17 protein-coding genes and 1 tRNA gene are annotated in these 17,531 nt (G+C 63.7%); 14 read left to right on the top strand and 4 right to left on the bottom strand.

The window, feature by feature from the left end:
• Positions 1 to 11 precede the first annotated feature (11 nt).
• The 4 genes from E2K76_RS03785 (at position 12) to dusA (ending at position 3,989) form a co-directional block, all read left to right on the top strand.
• On the top strand, positions 12 to 1,187 hold the full coding sequence (locus E2K76_RS03785) for a nucleotide sugar dehydrogenase (protein ID WP_136682924.1): 1,176 nt from the start codon (positions 12 to 14) through the stop codon (positions 1,185 to 1,187).
• 182 nt (positions 1,188 to 1,369) lie between these two features.
• Positions 1,370 to 2,176: an alpha/beta fold hydrolase gene (locus E2K76_RS03780; RefSeq protein ID WP_136682923.1), complete on the top strand. Its 807-nt coding sequence runs from the start codon at positions 1,370 to 1,372 to the stop codon at positions 2,174 to 2,176.
• 90 nt (positions 2,177 to 2,266) lie between these two features.
• Positions 2,267 to 2,941 (top strand): FkbM family methyltransferase, encoded by a 675-nt coding sequence (locus E2K76_RS03775; RefSeq protein ID WP_136682922.1) that lies wholly within the window; start codon positions 2,267 to 2,269, stop codon positions 2,939 to 2,941.
• A gap of 100 nt (positions 2,942 to 3,041) precedes the next feature.
• Positions 3,042 to 3,989, top strand: coding sequence for a tRNA dihydrouridine(20/20a) synthase DusA (gene dusA, locus E2K76_RS03770; protein WP_246032882.1), 948 nt, complete (start codon positions 3,042 to 3,044; stop codon positions 3,987 to 3,989).
• Here the strand turns inward: dusA and E2K76_RS03765 are convergent.
• Positions 3,968 to 5,161 carry a multidrug effflux MFS transporter gene (locus E2K76_RS03765; RefSeq protein ID WP_136682921.1) on the bottom strand — a complete coding sequence of 398 codons (1,194 nt, stop codon included), beginning with the start codon at positions 5,159 to 5,161 and terminating at the stop codon, positions 3,968 to 3,970. The two genes, dusA and E2K76_RS03765, sit on opposite strands and share 22 nt — an antisense overlap.
• Positions 5,162 to 5,402: 241 nt before the next feature.
• Here E2K76_RS03765 and zwf point away from each other — a divergent pair, with 241 nt between their 5' ends.
• The 3 genes from zwf to pgi are packed head-to-tail and all read left to right on the top strand — an operon-like array spanning position 5,403 to position 9,121.
• Positions 5,403 to 6,857: a glucose-6-phosphate dehydrogenase gene (gene zwf, locus E2K76_RS03760; protein WP_136682920.1), complete on the top strand. Its 1,455-nt coding sequence runs from the start codon at positions 5,403 to 5,405 to the stop codon at positions 6,855 to 6,857.
• On the top strand, positions 6,854 to 7,525 hold the full coding sequence (gene pgl / locus E2K76_RS03755; protein ID WP_136682919.1) for a 6-phosphogluconolactonase: 672 nt from the start codon (positions 6,854 to 6,856) through the stop codon (positions 7,523 to 7,525). Before zwf ends, pgl begins: the two co-directional genes overlap by 4 nt.
• Before the next feature lie 12 nt (positions 7,526 to 7,537).
• Positions 7,538 to 9,121: a glucose-6-phosphate isomerase gene (gene pgi / locus E2K76_RS03750; RefSeq protein ID WP_136682918.1), complete on the top strand. Its 1,584-nt coding sequence runs from the start codon at positions 7,538 to 7,540 to the stop codon at positions 9,119 to 9,121.
• On the opposite strand, the gene E2K76_RS03745 is transcribed toward pgi, so the two are convergent.
• Positions 9,118 to 9,465: a RidA family protein gene (locus E2K76_RS03745; RefSeq protein ID WP_136682917.1), complete on the bottom strand. Its 348-nt coding sequence runs from the start codon at positions 9,463 to 9,465 to the stop codon at positions 9,118 to 9,120. The two genes, pgi and E2K76_RS03745, sit on opposite strands and share 4 nt — an antisense overlap.
• A 60-nt stretch (positions 9,466 to 9,525) precedes the next feature.
• A complete protein-coding gene (locus tag E2K76_RS03740; RefSeq protein WP_220432166.1) occupies positions 9,526 to 10,038 on the bottom strand; it encodes an MgtC/SapB family protein in 513 nt (170 codons plus the stop codon).
• A gap of 143 nt (positions 10,039 to 10,181) precedes the next feature.
• Between E2K76_RS03740 and E2K76_RS03735 the strand changes: the two genes are divergently transcribed.
• A complete protein-coding gene (locus E2K76_RS03735) occupies positions 10,182 to 12,722 on the top strand; it encodes a hybrid sensor histidine kinase/response regulator (RefSeq protein ID WP_136682916.1) in 2,541 nt (846 codons plus the stop codon).
• A 45-nt stretch (positions 12,723 to 12,767) separates the two neighbouring features.
• Here E2K76_RS03735 and E2K76_RS03730 read toward each other — a convergent pair.
• Positions 12,768 to 12,857: transfer RNA gene (locus tag E2K76_RS03730), tRNA-Ser, on the bottom strand.
• A gap of 171 nt (positions 12,858 to 13,028) precedes the next feature.
• Between E2K76_RS03730 and E2K76_RS03725 the strand changes: the two genes are divergently transcribed.
• From E2K76_RS03725 to proB, 6 genes are all read left to right on the top strand, one after another.
• Positions 13,029 to 13,847, top strand: coding sequence for a hypothetical protein (locus tag E2K76_RS03725; protein WP_136682915.1), 819 nt, complete (start codon positions 13,029 to 13,031; stop codon positions 13,845 to 13,847).
• Positions 13,848 to 14,015: 168 nt separating this feature from the next.
• Complete coding sequence (gene rplU, locus E2K76_RS03720; protein ID WP_136682914.1) at positions 14,016 to 14,405, top strand: 50S ribosomal protein L21; 390 nt, start codon at positions 14,016 to 14,018, stop codon at positions 14,403 to 14,405.
• 6 nt (positions 14,406 to 14,411) lie between these two features.
• Positions 14,412 to 14,681 carry a 50S ribosomal protein L27 gene (gene rpmA / locus E2K76_RS03715; protein WP_136682913.1) on the top strand — a complete coding sequence of 90 codons (270 nt, stop codon included), beginning with the start codon at positions 14,412 to 14,414 and terminating at the stop codon, positions 14,679 to 14,681.
• Positions 14,682 to 14,798: 117 nt separating this feature from the next.
• Positions 14,799 to 15,344, top strand: a complete 546-nt coding sequence (locus E2K76_RS03710; RefSeq protein ID WP_136682912.1) for a GNAT family N-acetyltransferase — start codon at positions 14,799 to 14,801, stop codon at positions 15,342 to 15,344.
• Positions 15,345 to 15,395: 51 nt separating this feature from the next.
• Positions 15,396 to 16,421, top strand: a complete 1,026-nt coding sequence (gene obgE / locus E2K76_RS03705) for a GTPase ObgE (protein WP_136682911.1) — start codon at positions 15,396 to 15,398, stop codon at positions 16,419 to 16,421.
• On the top strand, positions 16,409 to 17,524 hold the full coding sequence (gene proB / locus E2K76_RS03700; protein ID WP_136682910.1) for a glutamate 5-kinase: 1,116 nt from the start codon (positions 16,409 to 16,411) through the stop codon (positions 17,522 to 17,524). The genes obgE and proB overlap by 13 nt, the downstream gene beginning before the upstream one ends.
• The last annotated feature ends 7 nt before the right edge of the window (positions 17,525 to 17,531 follow it).

Genomic DNA, 17,531 nt, shown 5'->3' with positions numbered 1-17,531 from the left:
ATTTGACCCCTATGGCTGGGAAAAAGATTGCCGTCGCCGGTATCGGTTATGTCGGGCTTTCCAACGCGGTCCTGCTGGCGCAGCACAACCGGGTGCGGGCGCTGGACGTGAACGAAGCGCGTGTCGCGATGCTCAACGATCGCAAATGCCCGATCGTCGATGCCGAGATGGAGGAGTATCTGGCGACGCAGGTGCTGGACCTGACCGGCACGACCGATGCGGTCGAGGCCTTCGCCGATGCCGATTTCGTCATCGTGGCAACGCCCACCAACTATGACCCGGTGACGAACTTCTTCGACACCTCGTCGGTGGAGCAGGTGATCCGCACCGTCATCGGCATCAATCCCAACGCCACCATCGTCATCAAATCCACCATCCCCGTCGGCTATACGCAGGACGTGTCGGAACGGCTGGACACCACGCAGGTGATCTTCAGCCCCGAATTCCTGCGCGAAGGGCGCGCGCTTTACGACAACCTCCACCCCTCGCGGATCATCGTGGGCGAGCAGTCGGCGCGGGCCGAGGAATTTGCGGCCCTGCTGCATGAAGGTGCGATCAAGAAGGACGTGGAAATCCTGTTCACCGACCCGGCCGAGGCCGAGGCGGTGAAGCTCTTTGCCAACACCTATCTTGCGATGCGCGTCGCCTTCTTCAACGAGCTGGACAGCTATGCGCTCAGCCGTGGGCTGAACACGCGTCAGATCATCGACGGCATCAGTCTCGATCCCCGGATCGGCGGGCATTACAACAACCCCTCCTTCGGCTATGGCGGATATTGCCTGCCCAAGGATTCCAAGCAGCTTCTGGCGAACTACTCCGAAGTGCCGCAGAACCTGATCCGCGCTATCGTCGATGCCAACCGCACCCGCAAGGATTTCATCGCCGATCAGATTCTGGCGCGCGGGCCGAAGCGTGTGGGAATCTATCGTCTGGTCATGAAGGCAGGTTCGGACAACTTCCGCCAAAGCTCGATCCAAGGCATCATGAAGCGGATCAAGGCCAAGGGCGTCGAGGTCGTGGTCTATGAACCCGCGATGGAGGACGAGCAGTTCTTCGGTTCCGCCGTCACGCGCGATCTTGAAAGCTTCAAGCGCGACAGCGACGTGATCGTGGCGAACCGCGCGACACCCGATCTGTCGGACGTTCCGGGCAAGATCTTCACGCGCGATCTGTTCGGGTCCGACTGACAGGAACGGGGCCAGCATCGATACAGCCCCCCGACTGTTGATGCTGGCCCCGCAAGGTCTGGTTGAAATATTCCCTCTGTCCGCCCGAGTCGTGCAACCTGTCCTTTCGGACAGTCCGTCTTTCGCGGGAACCTTGGTCACGCCAGTTCGGTTGACCGGGGGAACCCGACGGAGAAAACGGCATGACTATTACCCTGCATTTCGAGACCTTTGGCCCCGAGGACGGGCGTCCGGTGGTGCTTATCCACGGCTGGCCGCTTTCCGGAAAATCGTGGGAAAATCAGGTGCCCGCGTTGGTGGATGCCGGATACAAGGTCATCACTTATGACCGCCGGGGCTTCGGCGATTCCGACAAGCCGGATTTTGGTTATGATTACGACAGCTTGGTTGAGGATCTTGCGGGATATCTTGAGACGCGCGATCTGCGCGATGTGACGCTGGTCGGCTTTTCGATGGGGGGTGGCGAGGTTGCCCGCTACATCGCCAACCACGGTGAAGCCCGCATTCACAGCGTCGTCTTCGCAGCCGCCGTGCCGCCCTTTCTGATGCAGGGGCCAGACAACCCCGAAGGTCCGCTGACACCCGCCAAGGCTGCCGAGATGGAAGGCGGGCTGCGCGCCGACCGGGATGCGTTCTTCGACGACTTCACTACGCAATTCTTCAGCGTCGATGGGGAATTGAAGGTGAGCGAGACGGATCGGCAAAAAGCGATCGGACTGTGCCAGATGGCGGACCAGGCGGCGGCGCTGGCATGCATGAAGGCGTTCGCCACGACGGATTTCCGCGCCGATCTGGCCAAGGTCATGGTTCCGACGCTGGTGATCCATGGCACGGGAGATGGGACGGTCCCGTTCGAAGGATCTGGCAAACGCACGCATGAGGCGATCCCCTCCAGCCGCCTCGTCCTCATTCCGGATGCTCCGCACGGTCTGAATGTTAGCCATGCCGATGAGTTCAACGCCGCGCTTTTGGATTTCCTCGGCTCCTGAGTTTAACGCTCGCCGTATAATTCGCCCTGAAGTATAGTTGCGTCATTGGTTTACGCTTGGCGCAACGTTTCGGACGAAAAGGCGAATGTGATGAACTCGACCGCGAAGCTTCCCATGCAACTGTCGGACATCACGGCGCGGCTGCCTGATTGGCGGCCGCAGGTGATCTTCGACGTTGGGGCCAATGTCGGGCAGACGGCCTCCTCCTTCGCCTCCGCTTTCCCCGACGCCATCATCCATGCGTTCGAGCCTGTCCCGGCTGCGTTCCGCAAGCTCGCCTCGGTGGCCGAGGGGCATCCGGGCATCACCGCCCACAACAAGGCGCTGGGCAAGACGCGCGGTGCAGTGAACATGGTGGCCAAAGGCGCGTCCGCCGCGAACCATCTGGCGACCGATGCCGACCCGGTGGAGAACCTGGTCGAGGTGGAGATGACCACTGGCGCAGACATGGTTGCGGAGTTGGGGGTCGATCGCATCTCGTTTCTGAAGATCGACACAGAAGGCCATGATTTCGATGTGCTTATCGGATTTGCGCCAGTTCTGTCGCGGACCGATTTCGTGCAGGTCGAAGCGTCGATGAACCCCTACAATCGGACACATGTGCCGTTTCGTCTGCTGGAGGATTTCCTGCGCCACGAGGGATTTCTGCTGTTCCGCTTCTATGAGCAGACGTTCGAGTTCAAGAAGCAGGGCCGTCCGGTCCTTCGCCGCACGAACCCGGTGTTCATCCATGGCTCGCTGGTGGATCTGTCGGGCATTCGCTGACACTGGACCTCGGCGCTCCTTGGGCTTATCTAGCAGACCCCAACACCAAGGCAGGCCGATGAGCGTCCAGACCCCCATGCCCAAGCTGGCTGTGGCACCGATGATCGACTGGACGGACCGGCATTGCCGCGTCTTCCATCGGCATATGACGCGGCGCGCGCTTCTTTACACCGAAATGGTGGTGGACAAGGCGATCATCCACGGACCGCGCGACCGGCTGCTGGGTCATGCGGCGATGGAGCATCCCGTTGCGTTGCAGGTCGGCGGTTCGGTCCCGGCGGAGCTGGCACAGGCGGTGAGGCTGGCGCAGCCGTTCGGCTATGACGAGATCAACCTGAACGTCGGTTGTCCCTCAAATCGGGTGCAGTCTGGCTGTTTCGGCGCGGTGCTGATGAAGGACCCGGCGCTGGTGGCCGATTGCCTGCGCGCGATGATCGAGGTGGCCGAGGTTCCGGTCACGGTGAAATGCCGCATCGGCGTGGACGATCAGGACCCGGCAACGGTTCTGCCCGAATTCATCGAGCGCGTGGCAGGGGCCGGGGTCCGCAGCATCACCATCCACGCGCGCAAGGCATGGCTGCAAGGCCTGTCGCCGAAGGAGAATCGCGAGATACCGCCACTGGACTACCCGTTGGTGGTGGCGATGAAGCGGCAGTTCCCGGAGCTTGCCATCGCGATCAATGGCGGGATCGCCACGCTGGATCAGGCGCGGGACCTGCTGGCACAGGGGCTGGACGGGGTGATGGTCGGACGCGCCGCCTATCAAGACCCGGCCTCGGTCCTGATCGGGGCGGATGCGCTTTGGGGCGAAGATTTCGCCCCAACGCCGTTCGAGGTGGTGGAGGCGATGCGCCCCTATATCGCGGACCATCTGGCGTCGGGCGGCAAGCTGAACCAGATCACCCGCCACATGCTTGGCCTGTTCGCGGGTCGCCCCGCTGCGCGGACATGGCGGCGGTTGCTGTCCGAAGGGGCGGCGCGCCCGGGGGCGAGCCTCGATCTGCTGGACGAGGCCTTGGGCGCGGTTCAGGCCAGCGCGGCTGCCTGACGGGCCACGATGACGCGCGACAGGATGAAGGCGATGATGGCGCAAAGCGCGATCGCGCCCAGCATCGGCACCGGCGTTCCGTCGAAGAACGGTGCCGACAGCGCGATCATCCCGCCGCCCGCCACCATCTGAAGCGTTCCACCCACCGAAGAGGCCAGCCCGGCCTGATCGCCCTGTTCGTCGAGCGCCAGGACCATCGTCGTCGGCATGACCAGCCCAAGGCAGGCATTGCCGCAGAACAGCCCGATCATCACCACCGGCAAGGCATCAAGCCCAGAAAGGACCAACAGGAATGTCGTGGTCGTCGCAAGGGCGAACCCGGCCACGGCGGTCAGCACGACGCGAACCGCACCGAACCGCATTCCCAGATGGGCCGCGAATTGCGACGCCGCGAAGAACCCGATGGCATTGGCCGCGAAGGCGATCGAAAACTGCGTCGGTGTCAGCCCATAGAAGGACGAATAGACGAAGCTGGCCGATGCGATGAACACGAAGAAGCTGGCCATGCCGAAACCGCCGATCAGCGTCAGCCCAAGGAAGCTTTTATGCGTGAGGATGCGGCGCAGGCCGCGCCGAAGCTCCGCTCCCTTGATGCCGCGCCGTGCTTCGGGGGGCAACGTCTCGGGCAGGGCGAAGCGGGTCAGCGCCAGCGCGCCGAGCGACAGAAGACCGAGGAAGCCGAAAATCTCGCGCCAGTCCCAGAAGCGGATCAGCATCGCCCCTGCCAGCGGCGCCAGAAGCGGCACGACCGAGATCACCAGCATGTTCGCCGCCATCAGCCGCGTCGCCTCGTGCCCGCGATAGCGGTCGCGGATGATCGCGCGCGGCACGACCATGACCGCCGCCCCGCCAAGCCCCTGCACGAAGCGGCCCGCGATCAGGGTCGAGATGTCAGGCGCGAAGGTGCAGATGAGCGATCCGACAAGGAAGATGCCAAGCCCCGCATAAAGCGGCACGCGCCGCCCCGCCTTGTCCGACCACGGCCCATAGACAAGCTGTGCCAGACCGAAGGCGATGAAATAGGCGATGACCGTGCCCTGCATCGCCGGAACCGTCGTCTCCAGACCCACGCGGATCGCATCCATCGCGGGAAGATACATGTCGATGGCAAAGGGGCCGATGGAGGAGAGCGCGCCGAGGACAAGCGCCTGACGCAGGATTGAACCTGACATGATGGAAGCCTTTCGATCAGGGCGTGGGCATACACCCTTTCGATGACAGAGAAAAGACGGCCGCACCGCTGCATGTGGTGCAACCTTGCATCGGCGGCATGTCGAACATTCGGCAACAGCGCGCTTGGAAGATCAGCATTCTCAAAACTATAGTGTTCCCGGACGCCGCCTCTCTGGACTTGCGGAAGCGCGGTCGGTATCACACAGGCGTTTGCGCTAACATATTCGGGAGACGAGAGACTTGGTATCGCGGACTATCCCGGTCGATCCGTTCGACCTCGTCATCTTCGGCGGCACGGGCGATCTGGCCCGGCGGAAGATCCTCCCCAGCCTTTACCGTCGCCATGTCGGTGGCCAGATGCCAGCCGAGGCGCGGATCATCGGTGCCGCGCGCGGCGAGATGAGTGACGATGACTTCCGCGCGTTCACCCGCGAGGCGATCGAGGAATTCGTGCCGGCGACGAAACGCGACGCAAAGACGCTGGAGGAGTTTCTTGAAACTCTCCGCTATGTCCGGGTCGATGCGGTGGGGCAGGACGGGTGGACCGATCTGCGCGCCGTCGTGCGCCCGGATGTGATCCGGGCCTTCTATTTCTCGGTCGCGCCGTCGCTGTTCGGGGCATTGGCGGAACGGCTGCACGAACATGGCATTGCAGATGCCGACAGCCGGATCGTGGTGGAAAAACCCTTCGGCAAGGATCTGAAGACCGCACGCGAATTGAACGCCGTGCTGGCCGAGCATTTCACCGAACAACAAATCTATCGCATCGACCATTATCTGGGCAAGGAAACCGTTCAGAACCTGATGGCGGTCCGCTTCGCCAACATCCTGTTCGAGCCGCTGTGGAAGACCGAATATATCGACCATGTCCAGATCACCGTGGCGGAGACCGTCGGCGTGAACGGGCGCGGGGCCTATTACGACAAATCGGGCGCTATGCGGGACATGGTGCAGAACCACCTGATGCAGCTTCTGTGCCTGATCGCCATGGAGCCGCCCTATCACTTCGACCCCGACGCGGTGCGGGACGAAAAGCTGAAGGTCATCCGCGCGCTGGAGCCGGTGGCCCCCGAGGACATCGTGCGCGGCCAGTATCGCGCAGGGGGTGGGCGTCCGGGCTATCTGGAGGATGCCGAAAACCCTGAAAGCCGGACCGAAAGCTATATCGCGCTGAAGGTCGGCATCGCGAACTGGCGCTGGAAGGGCACGCCCTTCTATCTGCGGACGGGCAAGCGTCTGAAGGCGCGGACCTCGGAAATCGCGATCACCTTCCGTCAGCCGCCGCATTCCATCTTCGATCACCCCGAAGGATGGCGCGAGAACGTCCTTGTCATACGGCTGCAACCGAATGAGGGGATGAACATGATGGTCATGATCAAGGAACCGGGGCCGGGCGGGATGCGTCTTGCACAGGTGCCGCTGGACATGTCCTTTGCCGAGGCGCTGGGCGAGGGGGGCGCCGACATTCCCGACGCTTACGAACGGCTGATCATGGACGTGATCCGGGGCAACCAGACCCTGTTCATGCGCGGCGACGAGGTGGAGGCGGCATGGGCCTGGGCCGATCCGATCATCCAAGGGTGGGAGGCGCGGGGCGACCGGCCCCACAGCTATGAACCCGGCACGTCCGGCCCCGAGGATGCGCTGATGCTGCTGCATCGGGACGGTCGCCGCTGGAGGGATATACGAGAATGAAGATCGAAGAATACCCCGACCGCGAATTTCTGATGCTGTCGCTTGCGAACACCATCGCGGGCGAGCTGGCCGATTTCCTGCGGCGCGAGGGGCGGGCGAGCCTCTGCGTTCCGGGTGGCACCACGCCGGGTCCGATCTTCGACACGCTTTCCGGCGTCGATCTGGACTGGTCCAACGTCACCGTGTTCCTGAACGACGAACGCTGGGTGTCCGAGGACAGTCCGCGTTCCAACACTCGGTTGCTGCGCGAACGGCTGCTGGTCGGGCGCGCGGCGGCGGCGAGATACATCCCGATCCATGCCGATACCGAAACGCCCGAGGAATCGCTTGATGCTCTGGCCGAGGGGTTGAAACCGCATCTGCCGATCTCGGTGCTGCTTTTGGGGATGGGCAGCGACATGCACACCGCCTCGCTGTTCCCCGGCGCGGACCGGCTGGAGGAGGGGCTGTCGGATTCCGCGCCGCTATTGCTGCCCATGCGCGCACCGGGTGCGGAGGAGCCGCGCATCACCCTGACAGCCAAGCCATTGAAGGGCGCGATTTCGACCCACCTGCTGATCACCGGGCAGGAAAAGCGCGAGGCGCTGGTCCGCGCCGAAAAGCTGCCCTTGACCGAGGCGCCGATCCGCGCACTTCTTCCCAACGCCACGGTCCACTGGGCCGAATGAAACGAGGATGACATGACTGACTGGCAGGCCCTGCGCGAATATCACGAGATGGTCGCGGACCGTCCGATCCTGACCCTGTTCGACGACGATCGCGCTGCGGACTTCTCGGTTTCTGCCGACGGGCTGCTGCTGGATTATTCCAAGACCAATATCGACGCCAAGGCGCGCGAACTTCTGATCGGGTTGCTGCGCGATCTGCCGGTGAAACGCGACGCGATGTTCTCGGGCGCGAAGATCAACGAGACCGAGGGCCGCGCGGTTCTGCATACGCTTTTGCGCAACATGGACAGTGACGTGACCGTGGATGGTGCCGACGCGACCGTGGCGCTGCGCGAGACCCATGCCGCGATGCAGGCCTTCGCCCGCGACGTGCGTGGCGGTGCGTTCAAGGGGCAGGGCGGCGCGATCACCGATGTGGTGAACATCGGCATCGGCGGATCGGACCTTGGCCCGGCGATGGCGACCATCGCGCTTGCGCCCTATGCCGACGGGCCGCGCTGCCATTTTGTGTCGAACGTGGACGGCGCGCATATCCATGATGTGCTGTCGGGCCTGAACCCGGAAACCGCGCTGGTGATCGTCGCCTCCAAGACCTTCACCACCATCGAGACGATGACCAATGCCGAAACCGCCAAGGCGTGGATGGCGAAAACGGTGAAGGACCCGGCGGCGCAGTTCGCTGCCGTTTCGACCGCGGCGGACAAGACGGCCGCCTTCGGCATCGACGCCTCGCGCGTGTTCGGGTTCGAGGATTGGGTCGGCGGCCGCTATTCCATGTGGGGTCCGATCGGCCTGTCGCTGATGCTGGCCATCGGCCCCGAGGATTTCGACCAGTTCCTTGCCGGCGCCGCCGCGATGGACGCCCATTTCCGCCACGCGGCACCCGAGGACAACCTTCCAGTGATGCTGGCGCTGGTGGGCATCTGGCACAACCAGATTTGCGGCTATGCCACCCGCGCCGTCCTGCCTTACGAACAACGGCTGGCGCGCCTTCCGGCCTATCTGCAGCAGTTGGAGATGGAGTCGAACGGCAAGCGCGTCGCGATGGACGGCACCGACCTTGCCATCGATTCCGGCCCCGTGGTCTGGGGCGAGCCGGGGACCAACGGCCAGCACGCCTTCTATCAGTTGATCCATCAGGGCACGCGGGTGATCCCTTGTGAATTCCTTGTCGGCAAGGAAGGGCACGAGCCGGATCTGGCCCACCAGCACCGCCTGCTGGTGGCCAACTGCCTTGCCCAGTCCGAGGCGCTGCTGCGCGGCCGCTCGCTGGCGCAGGCGACGGCGATCATGCAGAAGAAGGGGCTGGAGGGGCACGAACTGGAACGTCAGGCGCGCCACCGCGTCTTTCCGGGCAACCGTCCCTCGACCACGCTGTGCTATCCCAAGCTGACGCCCTTCGTGCTGGGCCAGATCGTCGCGCTGTATGAACATCGCGTCTTCGTCGAAGGCGTCGTTCTCGGCATCAACTCCTATGACCAATGGGGGGTGGAGCTTGGCAAGGAGCTGGCGCTGGCGCTGGCGCCGATGCTGGACGGCGCGCCAGCCGACGGCAAGGACGGATCGACCCGCGCGCTGATCGGCTATCTGGCCTAGGCCGCTGCGGTCACGATGATCTCGACAAGGTAATCGGGCGTGGCGAGCCGTGCCTCGCCCGTTGCCCGCGCAGGGGTATGCCCCTGCGGCACCCACTCGTCCCAGACGGCGTTCATCTCGTCGAAGGACGCGATATCGGCCAGCCAGACCTGCGCCGACAGGATGCGCGTCTTGTTCGAACCGGCCAGCGCTAGGATGCGGTCGATCTCGGCCAGGCAATCGCGGGTCTGGTCGGAAACCGAACGCCCCGGACGTCCGACCTGCCCGGCAAGCCAGATCACGCCGTTATGGATCACTGCCTCGCTCATGCGTTTGCCGCATTCGATACGGTTGATATCGCTCATGTAAGACTCCCGCAGTGGTTGTGGATCAGTGATACATATCTCCGAACTCGATTGATAGTTTCATCTGTCTCCCTTGGGGCCGATGGAATGCGAGATGCGGCGTAGCAAAAACAGCACGGAAACGGCGATCAGCGTCGCAAGGATCGCCAGCGTCAGCCGACCTGTTCCGCAGGCCAGACCGATCGCCCCCGCCATCCACATTCCCGCGCCGGTCGTCAGCCCCTGCACCCTGCCGCGCGAGGTGATGATCGAACCCGCGGCAAGAAAGGCGACCCCGGCGGTCACGGCTTCGATCAGGCGCAGCGGGTCGGTGTTGTGCCGCACGCCTTCGGGAAGCTCGGTCGCGATCAACTCCCACGCGATCAGGGTGAACAGGCAAGAGGCGAGAGAGACGAGGATATGCGTCCGCAGACCGGCGGTGCGCGCATGGATTTCCCGCTCGATCCCGATGACGCCACCCAGACAGCAGGCCATCAGCATCCTGACGATCACCGTGGCCGTGGGCACGCCCTCCATCGGCGCATGAAAATCCGCGCCCAGTGCCGCAAAAAGATCAGCGATCGAGATGCCCATATCTTCGGTCCAAATGACTGTATCGAAAGATGGAGCGGCGGCGCAGTCCGACCAGTCGAACTTTATGACGGGGAGGCTTACTTTTGCCGGGGCCTCGCGCTACATCAGCGGTTCAGCTTTCCGAACGCCCTGGAATATCCCCCGTGAACGAACTCCACACCGAGGCCTGGCAGACCGGGCACAGCGAAACCGGCAGCCTGATCGCGGCCTTCGACTGGTCCTCGACGTCGCTTGGGCCGCGGAGCGGATGGTCGGCTGCACTCGGCTCCACGGTGGATACGATCCTCAACTCTCCCATCCCCAAGGTGATGATGTGGGGGCCGGATCATCGGATGATCTATAACGACGCCTATCGCGAGATCATCGGCGGCTATCACCCCGGCGCCATGGGTGGCCGCGTCGATCAGGTTCTGCCCGAGGTCTGGGATTTCAACCGCCGCGTGTTGGAGACCGGGATGCGCGGCGAGGCGCAGGCCTATCGTCGTCAGCCGATGGTGCTGCTGCGGGACGGTGTGCGCGAGGAATTCGTCTTCGATCTGTTCTATACCCCGGTCCGAACCTGCGACGGCACGGTGGGCGGCGTGATCTGCACGGTGCTGGACATGACCGCGCTGGTCCTTGCCGAACGCGATGCCCGTATCAGCAACGAACGGTTCGCCGCCGCCGTCGATGCCGTGCATGGGCATCTCTGGACCAACACCCCCGACGGGCGCATGGCGGGCGAGCAGCCGGGCTGGTCGCGCCTGACCGGACAGACCCGCGAGGAATACGAGGGTTACGGCTGGACGGCCGCGGTCCATCCCGACGAGCGCGACGCCACGCTTGCGGCATGGCAGGCATCGGTCGCGCAACGGACGACCTTCGTGCACGAACACCGCGTCCGGCGGGCCGACGGAACATGGCGGCATTTCGCCATCCGGGGCGTTCCGATCAAGGACGAAGGCGGCACCATCCGCGAATGGGTCGGCATCCATACCGACATCACCGCGCAGCGCCTTGCCGAGCTGGACTTGCTGCGCCATGCGGGCGATCTTGAACGTCAGGTCCGCCACCGGGAACGGGCCGAGGAGCAGCTTCGCGCGCTGAACGAAACGCTGGAATCGCGCGTCATCGACGCGATCGAAGAACGCCGCGCCGCCGAGGCCGCGCTTGCCCAGGCCCAGAAGATGGAGACGATCGGCAAGCTGACGGGCGGCGTCGCGCATGATTTCAACAACCTGCTTCAGGTCGTGTCGGGCAACCTGCAACTGCTTGCGACCGATGTGATGAACAACGAACGCGCCGAACGCCGAGTGGCGAATGCCATGGCGGGCGTCGCGCGCGGATCGAAGCTGGCCTCGCAGCTTCTGGCTTTCGGGCGTCGGCAGGCGCTGGAGCCGCGGGTCGTCAACGTCACGCGCTTCGTGCGCAACATGGACGACATGCTGCGCCGCGCGCTGGGCGAGGGGATCGAGATCGAAACCGTCGAGGCTGGCGGCCTGTGGAACACCTTCATCGACCCGACGCAGATCGAGAACGCGCTGCTCAACCTTGCGATCAACGCCCGCGATGCAATGGACGGGCAGGGGCGGCTGACCATCGAGCTTGGCAACGTGCATCTGGACGACGCCTATGCCCGCAGCCATGACGAGGTCGATCCGGGTCAATACGTGATGCTGGCCGTCACCGATACCGGCTGCGGCATGACCCCGGCCATCATCGCCCGCGTGTTCGAGCCGTTCTTTTCGACCAAGGGCGAGGGCAAGGGCTCCGGCCTCGGGCTTTCCATGGTCTACGGCTTCGTCAAACAGTCGGGCGGTCACATCAAGATCTATTCCGAACCGGGGCATGGCACGACCATCCGCCTCTATCTTCCGCGCGCGATGCAGAGCGAGGATGTCGAGGTCACACCGGTCGATGTATCGGTAACTGGCGGGACCGAGACGGTTCTGGTGGTCGAGGATGACGATGACGTGCGCAACACGGTCGTCGAACTGTTGGCGGACCTTGGATATACTGTCCTGCGCGCGGTCGATGCCCAATCGGGGCTGACGGTGATCGAAAGCGGTGTGAAGATCGACCTGCTTTTCACCGATGTCGTCATGCCCGGCACGCTGAAAAGCCCCGAACTGGCCCGCAAGGCAAAGGAGCGGCTGCCGAACCTCGCCGTGCTGTTCACCTCCGGCTATACCGAGAATTCCATCGTCCATGGCGGGCGGCTGGATGCCGGGGTGGATCTGATCTCGAAACCCTACACGCGCGAGGCACTGGCGCGGAAGATCCGCCACGTTCTGGCAAACCAAGCCCAGCGCATGCGCGTTCAGCAGCCGGTGGAGGCCCCGGCGGCTCGGTCTCGCACGATCCTGCTGGTCGAGGATGACGCCCTGATCCGCATGGGCACGACCGACCTGCTGGAAGAACTCGGCCACAAGGTCGTTCCCGCCGCCAGCGCCGAAGAAGCGCTCGTGCTGCTGGAAGGTCACGAGATCGACATTCTGGTGACCGACATGAAGCTGCCGCGAATGTCGGGGCTGGAACTGGCCGAACGCCTGCTGGAGCAGCGTCCCGGCCTGCCGGTCATCCTTGCGACCGGCGACAGCATGATCAGCTTCCCGCGCGCGGTCGTGCTGCCCAAGCCCTATGGGCTGGAGGAGATGACCGCAGCGATCGCCAAAAGCCTCGAAGGCGCGCATCAACCAGGTTGATGCCGCCGGCGGCGTCTATGGTATGCTGCACTTATGGGGGATAAGTGGCGGAGAGACAGGGATTCGAACCCTGGGTCGGCTCACACCGACAACGGTTTTCGAGACCGCCGCATTCGACCACTCTGCCACCTCTCCGCGTCAGGGATCGTCCTTGGCGCGTCGTTTAGCGGGCGGCTCTGCCGACTGCAAGCGGCTTTTTTCTGCGCGGCGAAAGAATTTCGCCAAGGCTTGGGGCGGAGGTGCGCTTGGCATCGGGCGGTGCAGGCACTACCTGTCCCGCAGACGTGTTTCCCGAAAGGTTCCGACATGCTGCGCGCATTCTTCACAGCCATTCTCCTTGCTGCTCCGATCCCGGTCGCGGCGCAGGAGACGGCGCGGGCGCTGTCCGATGCGATGATGATTCCGGACATTGTCGCTGTCATGCGCGAGGAGGGGCTGGAAAGCGGCGCACTCATTCAGGACGAGCTGATGGGTGGGCGCGGCGGCGAGCGCTGGACGCAGATGCTGGAGCGAATCTATGACGTGGATCGCGCGCGGCAGGAGTTCGGCGAGGCATTTGCAGCCGAGTTGGAGGGGCAGGACGTGCTCGCCTCCGAAATGCTGACCTTCATGACCACCAAACCCGGCAGCGATATCGTCAAGCTGGAGATCGAAGCGCGCCGCGCCCTGATCGACGATGCTGCCGAAGATGCCGCGAAGCTGCGGGTGCAGGAAATGACCGAGCGATCGGACCCGCGGCTGGAGGTGCTGCGCGAATTTTCCGAGGTCAACCAGCTGGTCGAGATGAATGTGGCAGGGGCGCTCAACACCAACCTCGCCTTCTATGAGGGGCTGACGAAATCGGGCGCGCTGCCGGGGTTGACGCAAGATCAGATGCTGGACGACGTCCGCGCTCAAGAGCCGACCATCCGGGCCGAGACGGAGGACTGGCTTTACCCCTATCTTGCTTTGGCCTATGGGCCGCTTTCGGATGCGGATCTGCAAAGCTATCTCGACTTTTCCGCGTCTGATGCGGGGCAGCGGCTGAACGGTGCGGTGTTCGCGGCATTCGACAAGGTTTTCGTCCGCATCTCCCGCGATGTCGGAGAGGCTGCGGGAATGTTCATGCAGGGCGAAGATATCTGACGCATTTGCGTTGACAGAAGCTGGGCGATCCCTCATAAGCGCCCGGTCTGGCGCCCCACGGGGCGATCGGACCATTTGCAATTACGTCCGCAAGGGCGCGCAGTCCGAAGGCACCAAACGCCGGGTCAAACCGGGGCCGCAGGGCGCGGAGAGAAAAAGGAAAGACCCATGTTCGCGGTCCTCAAGACGGGCGGCAAGCAATACACCGTCCGCGCAGGCGACATCCTGCGCGTCGAGAAGCTTGCAGCCGAAGCTGGCGACAAAGTCCAGTTCAACGAAATCCTGATGGTCGGCGGCGACAACGTCACCGTCGGCGTGCCCTTCGTGGCCGGTGCTGCGGTTCAGGCCGAAGTCATCGCCCAGATCAAGGGCGAAAAAGTGATCCACTACGTCAAGCGCCGCCGGAAGCATTCGTCGCAGCGCACGAAGGGTCACCGTCAACACCTGACCCTGCTGCGCGTCACCGACGTGCTGGCCTCGGGCGGCGACAAATCCGACGTGAAATCGGCAACCGGCACCGCCGATGCGCGCCGCGCAGCCCACGAATCGAAGGAGTAATCCCCCATGGCACACAAGAAAGCAGGCGGTTCTTCCCGCAACGGTCGCGACTCGGCCGGTCGTCGCCTTGGCGTGAAGCTGTATGGCGGTCAGGCTGTCGAGTCGGGCAACATCATCGTGCGCCAGCGCGGCACCACCTGGTTCCCGGGTGAAGGTGTCGGCATGGGCCGCGACCACACGATCTTCGCCGTGCGCGAAGGCCGCGTGACCTTCAAAAAAGGCCTCAAGGGCCGTACATTCATTTCGGTCCTCCCGGTGGCGGAGGCCGCCGAGTAAGCCGAACCTTTACAGTTCGAATGTAACAGGGGGATCGGCTGCAGGGCCGGTCCCTTTTTGTTTTCAAGCGCCATGTGAAGGCGCGACATGAGCAGGCAAGATTCCAGGAGGATCAGCATGACGCTCGACTTGGTTGCCGTTGACCCCCGTCCCACCATCCCGGCGGGTCGTATCGTGTTGCGCCCGGTGCGCAAATCCGATGCCGGGCTGTTCGCCATGTATTCGGGCGACCGCCGCGTGGCCGAAGGAACGCGGTCCATTCCGCATCCGCTGCCGCCCGGTGCGACCGAGGCGTTCGTTGCCCGTGTGATGGCCGCGAATACCGAGGAAGACGTCTGGGTCATGGATGGCTCCGCCAGCGGGCTGGGCGAGGTTCTGGGCGTCATCAGCCTCAAGAAGATGGATCGCGACCAGTCCGAGATCGGATACTGGGTCGGACCGGCCTTCTGGAACGCAGGTTTCGCCTCTGAGGCTGTGCGCGCGCTGATCGAGGCCAATCCGCAAAAGAACCGCACGATCTTTGCCGAGGTGTTTCAGGACAATCCCGGCTCTGCGCGCGTGCTGACCAACTGCGGGTTCCAGTATCTGGGCGACGCCGAAAGCTTCTCGGTTGCGCGCAACTCGCGCGTGCCAACATGGACCTATATCCGCAAACTCGATTGAGAACCTTGCCGAAAGGTTCTAACTGAACGGACACAACAGAAAGCCCGACCGATGAAGTTCCTCGACCTGTGCAAAGTCTATATTCGTTCGGGCGGGGGCGGGTCGGGCTGCGTCAGCTTCCGGCGCGAGAAGTTCATCGAGTTCGGCGGCCCCGATGGCGGTGACGGCGGCAATGGCGGCTCCGTCTGGGCCGAGGCGGTGGAGGGGCTGAACACGCTCATCGATTTTCGCTATCAACAGCATTTCTTCGCCAAGTCCGGCCAGCAGGGCATGGGCAGCCAACGCACCGGCAAGACCGGCGACGACATCGTGCTGCGCGTTCCGGTCGGCACCGAAATCATCGACGAGGATGAGGAGTCCGTCATCGCCGATCTGACCGAGGTGGGTCAGCGTATCCTGCTTGCCAAGGGTGGCAATGGTGGCTGGGGCAACCTGCATTTCAAATCCTCGACCAACCGCTCGCCTTCGCGCGCGAACCCCGGTCAGGAAGGGGTGGAGCGGACGCTTTGGCTGCGCTTGAAGCTGATCGCGGATTCAGGGCTGGTCGGCCTGCCGAATGCGGGGAAATCCACCTTCCTTGCCGCCGTGTCGAATGCGCGCCCGAAGATCGCGGATTATCCTTTCACCACCTTGGTCCCGAACCTTGGCGTCGTCGGGGTGGATGGGCGTGAGTTCGTGATGGCCGATATTCCGGGTCTGATCGAAGGCGCGTCCGAGGGGCGGGGTCTCGGCACCCAGTTTCTTGCCCATGTCGAACGCTGCTCGGTCCTGCTGCACCTGGTCGATGGCACCTCGGAAGATGTGGTTACCGATTACGAGACCATCGTGACCGAGTTGGATGCCTATGCCGAGGAGCTTGGCAACAAGCCCCGCATCGTCGCGCTGAACAAGATCGACGCGCTGGATGACGAAACGATCGCGGAACGCCGTGCGGCGCTGGAGGAAGTGTCGGACGGGAAGGTTTTCGTGATTTCCGGCGCTGCAAACAAGGGCTTGCAGGACGTTCTTCGCGCGATACTTTCGGAGATCGATGCCGCCAATGTGGTTGATGAGGACCCCGCGCCTTGGCAACCCTGATACCCGATGTGGCTCAGGCGCGGCGGCTGGTCGTCAAGATCGGCTCGGCGCTGTTGGTGGATCGCGATGCCGGGCTGAAGCTGGGCTGGCTGGAAGCTTTGGCCGAGGATGTCGCCGCCGCGAAGGCGCGCGGGACGGATGTGATCCTGGTGTCGTCCGGTTCCATCGCGCTTGGGCGGCGGGTGCTGGGGCTCGGCTACGGCTCCTTGGCGCTGGAGCAATCGCAGGCGGCGGCGGCTGTCGGTCAGATCCGCTTGGCCCGCGCCTATGAGGAGGTGCTCGCACCCCATGGCATCATCACCGCGCAAGTGCTTGTCACGCTTGAGGATACAGCGGATCGGCGTCGGTATCTGAACAGCCGCGCCACGCTGGAGACGCTGCTTGGCCTTGGCGTCGTGCCCATCGTGAACGAGAACGATACCGTGGCGACGGATGAGATACGGTTCGGCGACAACGACCGGCTTGCGGCGCAGATTGCGGTTACGGTCGGGGCGGATCAACTCATCCTGCTGTCGGACGTCGATGGCTTCTATTCTGCCAATCCCAAGGAAGACCCGTCCGCGGTGAAGTTCGACGTGATCGACCAGATCACGCCGGGGATCGAAGCTATGGCGGGCGATCCCATTTCTGGCCTGTCCAAGGGCGGGATGAAGACGAAGCTGATGGCGGCCAAGACGGCGCTTGCCGGTGGCTGTGCGATGGCGATCATGGAAGGCTCGGTCGAGCGTCCGCTGAAGGCGCTGGCGGACGGCGCTTCACGCACGTGGTTCGTGCCGCAGGGCGATCCGCAGGCCGCGCGCAAACGCTGGATCAACGCGATGAAACCGCGCGGGCAGATCCGCGTGGATGCAGGTGCGGTGATGGCGCTGGCCGGGGGCAAGTCGCTTCTTCCGGCGGGTGTCACGCAGGTTGCGGGGGCTTTCGGACGCGGCGATCCGGTGGAGATCGTCAATGCCGAGGGTGAGGTGCTGGGCAAAGGCCTGACCCGCTATACCTCGGCCGAGGCGAGGGCCATCGCGGGCCACCGCTCGAACGAGATCGAGGCGCTGCTGGGCTATCCCGGCCGCGCCGCATTGGTGCACCGCGACGACATGGTGCTTTGAAGGAGAC

It is taken from the genome of Falsirhodobacter xinxiangensis (assembly GCF_004959935.1).
GTDB lineage: Bacteria > Pseudomonadota > Alphaproteobacteria > Rhodobacterales > Rhodobacteraceae > Falsirhodobacter > Falsirhodobacter xinxiangensis.
The sequence above is the reverse complement of the archived record's forward strand: the minus strand, read 5'-3'. Positions and strand labels throughout refer to the sequence as shown.

What these genes read in the sequence shown, in the direction of transcription:
- E2K76_RS03725 (WP_136682915.1), top strand. Translation starts at nt 13,029, where the DNA reads ATGCTGCGCGCATTCTTCACAGCCATTCTCCTTGCTGCTCCGATCCCG.
- E2K76_RS03775 (WP_136682922.1), top strand. Translation starts at nt 2,267, where the DNA reads ATGAACTCGACCGCGAAGCTTCCCATGCAACTGTCGGACATCACGGCG.
- dusA (WP_246032882.1), top strand. Translation starts at nt 3,042, where the DNA reads ATGATCGACTGGACGGACCGGCATTGCCGCGTCTTCCATCGGCATATG.
- rplU (WP_136682914.1), top strand. Translation starts at nt 14,016, where the DNA reads ATGTTCGCGGTCCTCAAGACGGGCGGCAAGCAATACACCGTCCGCGCA.
- E2K76_RS03780 (WP_136682923.1), top strand. Translation starts at nt 1,370, where the DNA reads ATGACTATTACCCTGCATTTCGAGACCTTTGGCCCCGAGGACGGGCGT.
- E2K76_RS03745 (WP_136682917.1), bottom strand. Translation starts at nt 9,465, where the DNA reads ATGAGCGATATCAACCGTATCGAATGCGGCAAACGCATGAGCGAGGCA.
- E2K76_RS03710 (WP_136682912.1), top strand. Translation starts at nt 14,799, where the DNA reads ATGACGCTCGACTTGGTTGCCGTTGACCCCCGTCCCACCATCCCGGCG.
- E2K76_RS03765 (WP_136682921.1), bottom strand. Translation starts at nt 5,161, where the DNA reads ATGTCAGGTTCAATCCTGCGTCAGGCGCTTGTCCTCGGCGCGCTCTCC.
- rpmA (WP_136682913.1), top strand. Translation starts at nt 14,412, where the DNA reads ATGGCACACAAGAAAGCAGGCGGTTCTTCCCGCAACGGTCGCGACTCG.
- pgl (WP_136682919.1), top strand. Translation starts at nt 6,854, where the DNA reads ATGAAGATCGAAGAATACCCCGACCGCGAATTTCTGATGCTGTCGCTT.
- E2K76_RS03785 (WP_136682924.1), top strand. Translation starts at nt 12, where the DNA reads ATGGCTGGGAAAAAGATTGCCGTCGCCGGTATCGGTTATGTCGGGCTT.
- pgi (WP_136682918.1), top strand. Translation starts at nt 7,538, where the DNA reads ATGACTGACTGGCAGGCCCTGCGCGAATATCACGAGATGGTCGCGGAC.
- E2K76_RS03740 (WP_220432166.1), bottom strand. Translation starts at nt 10,038, where the DNA reads ATGGGCATCTCGATCGCTGATCTTTTTGCGGCACTGGGCGCGGATTTT.
- obgE (WP_136682911.1), top strand. Translation starts at nt 15,396, where the DNA reads ATGAAGTTCCTCGACCTGTGCAAAGTCTATATTCGTTCGGGCGGGGGC.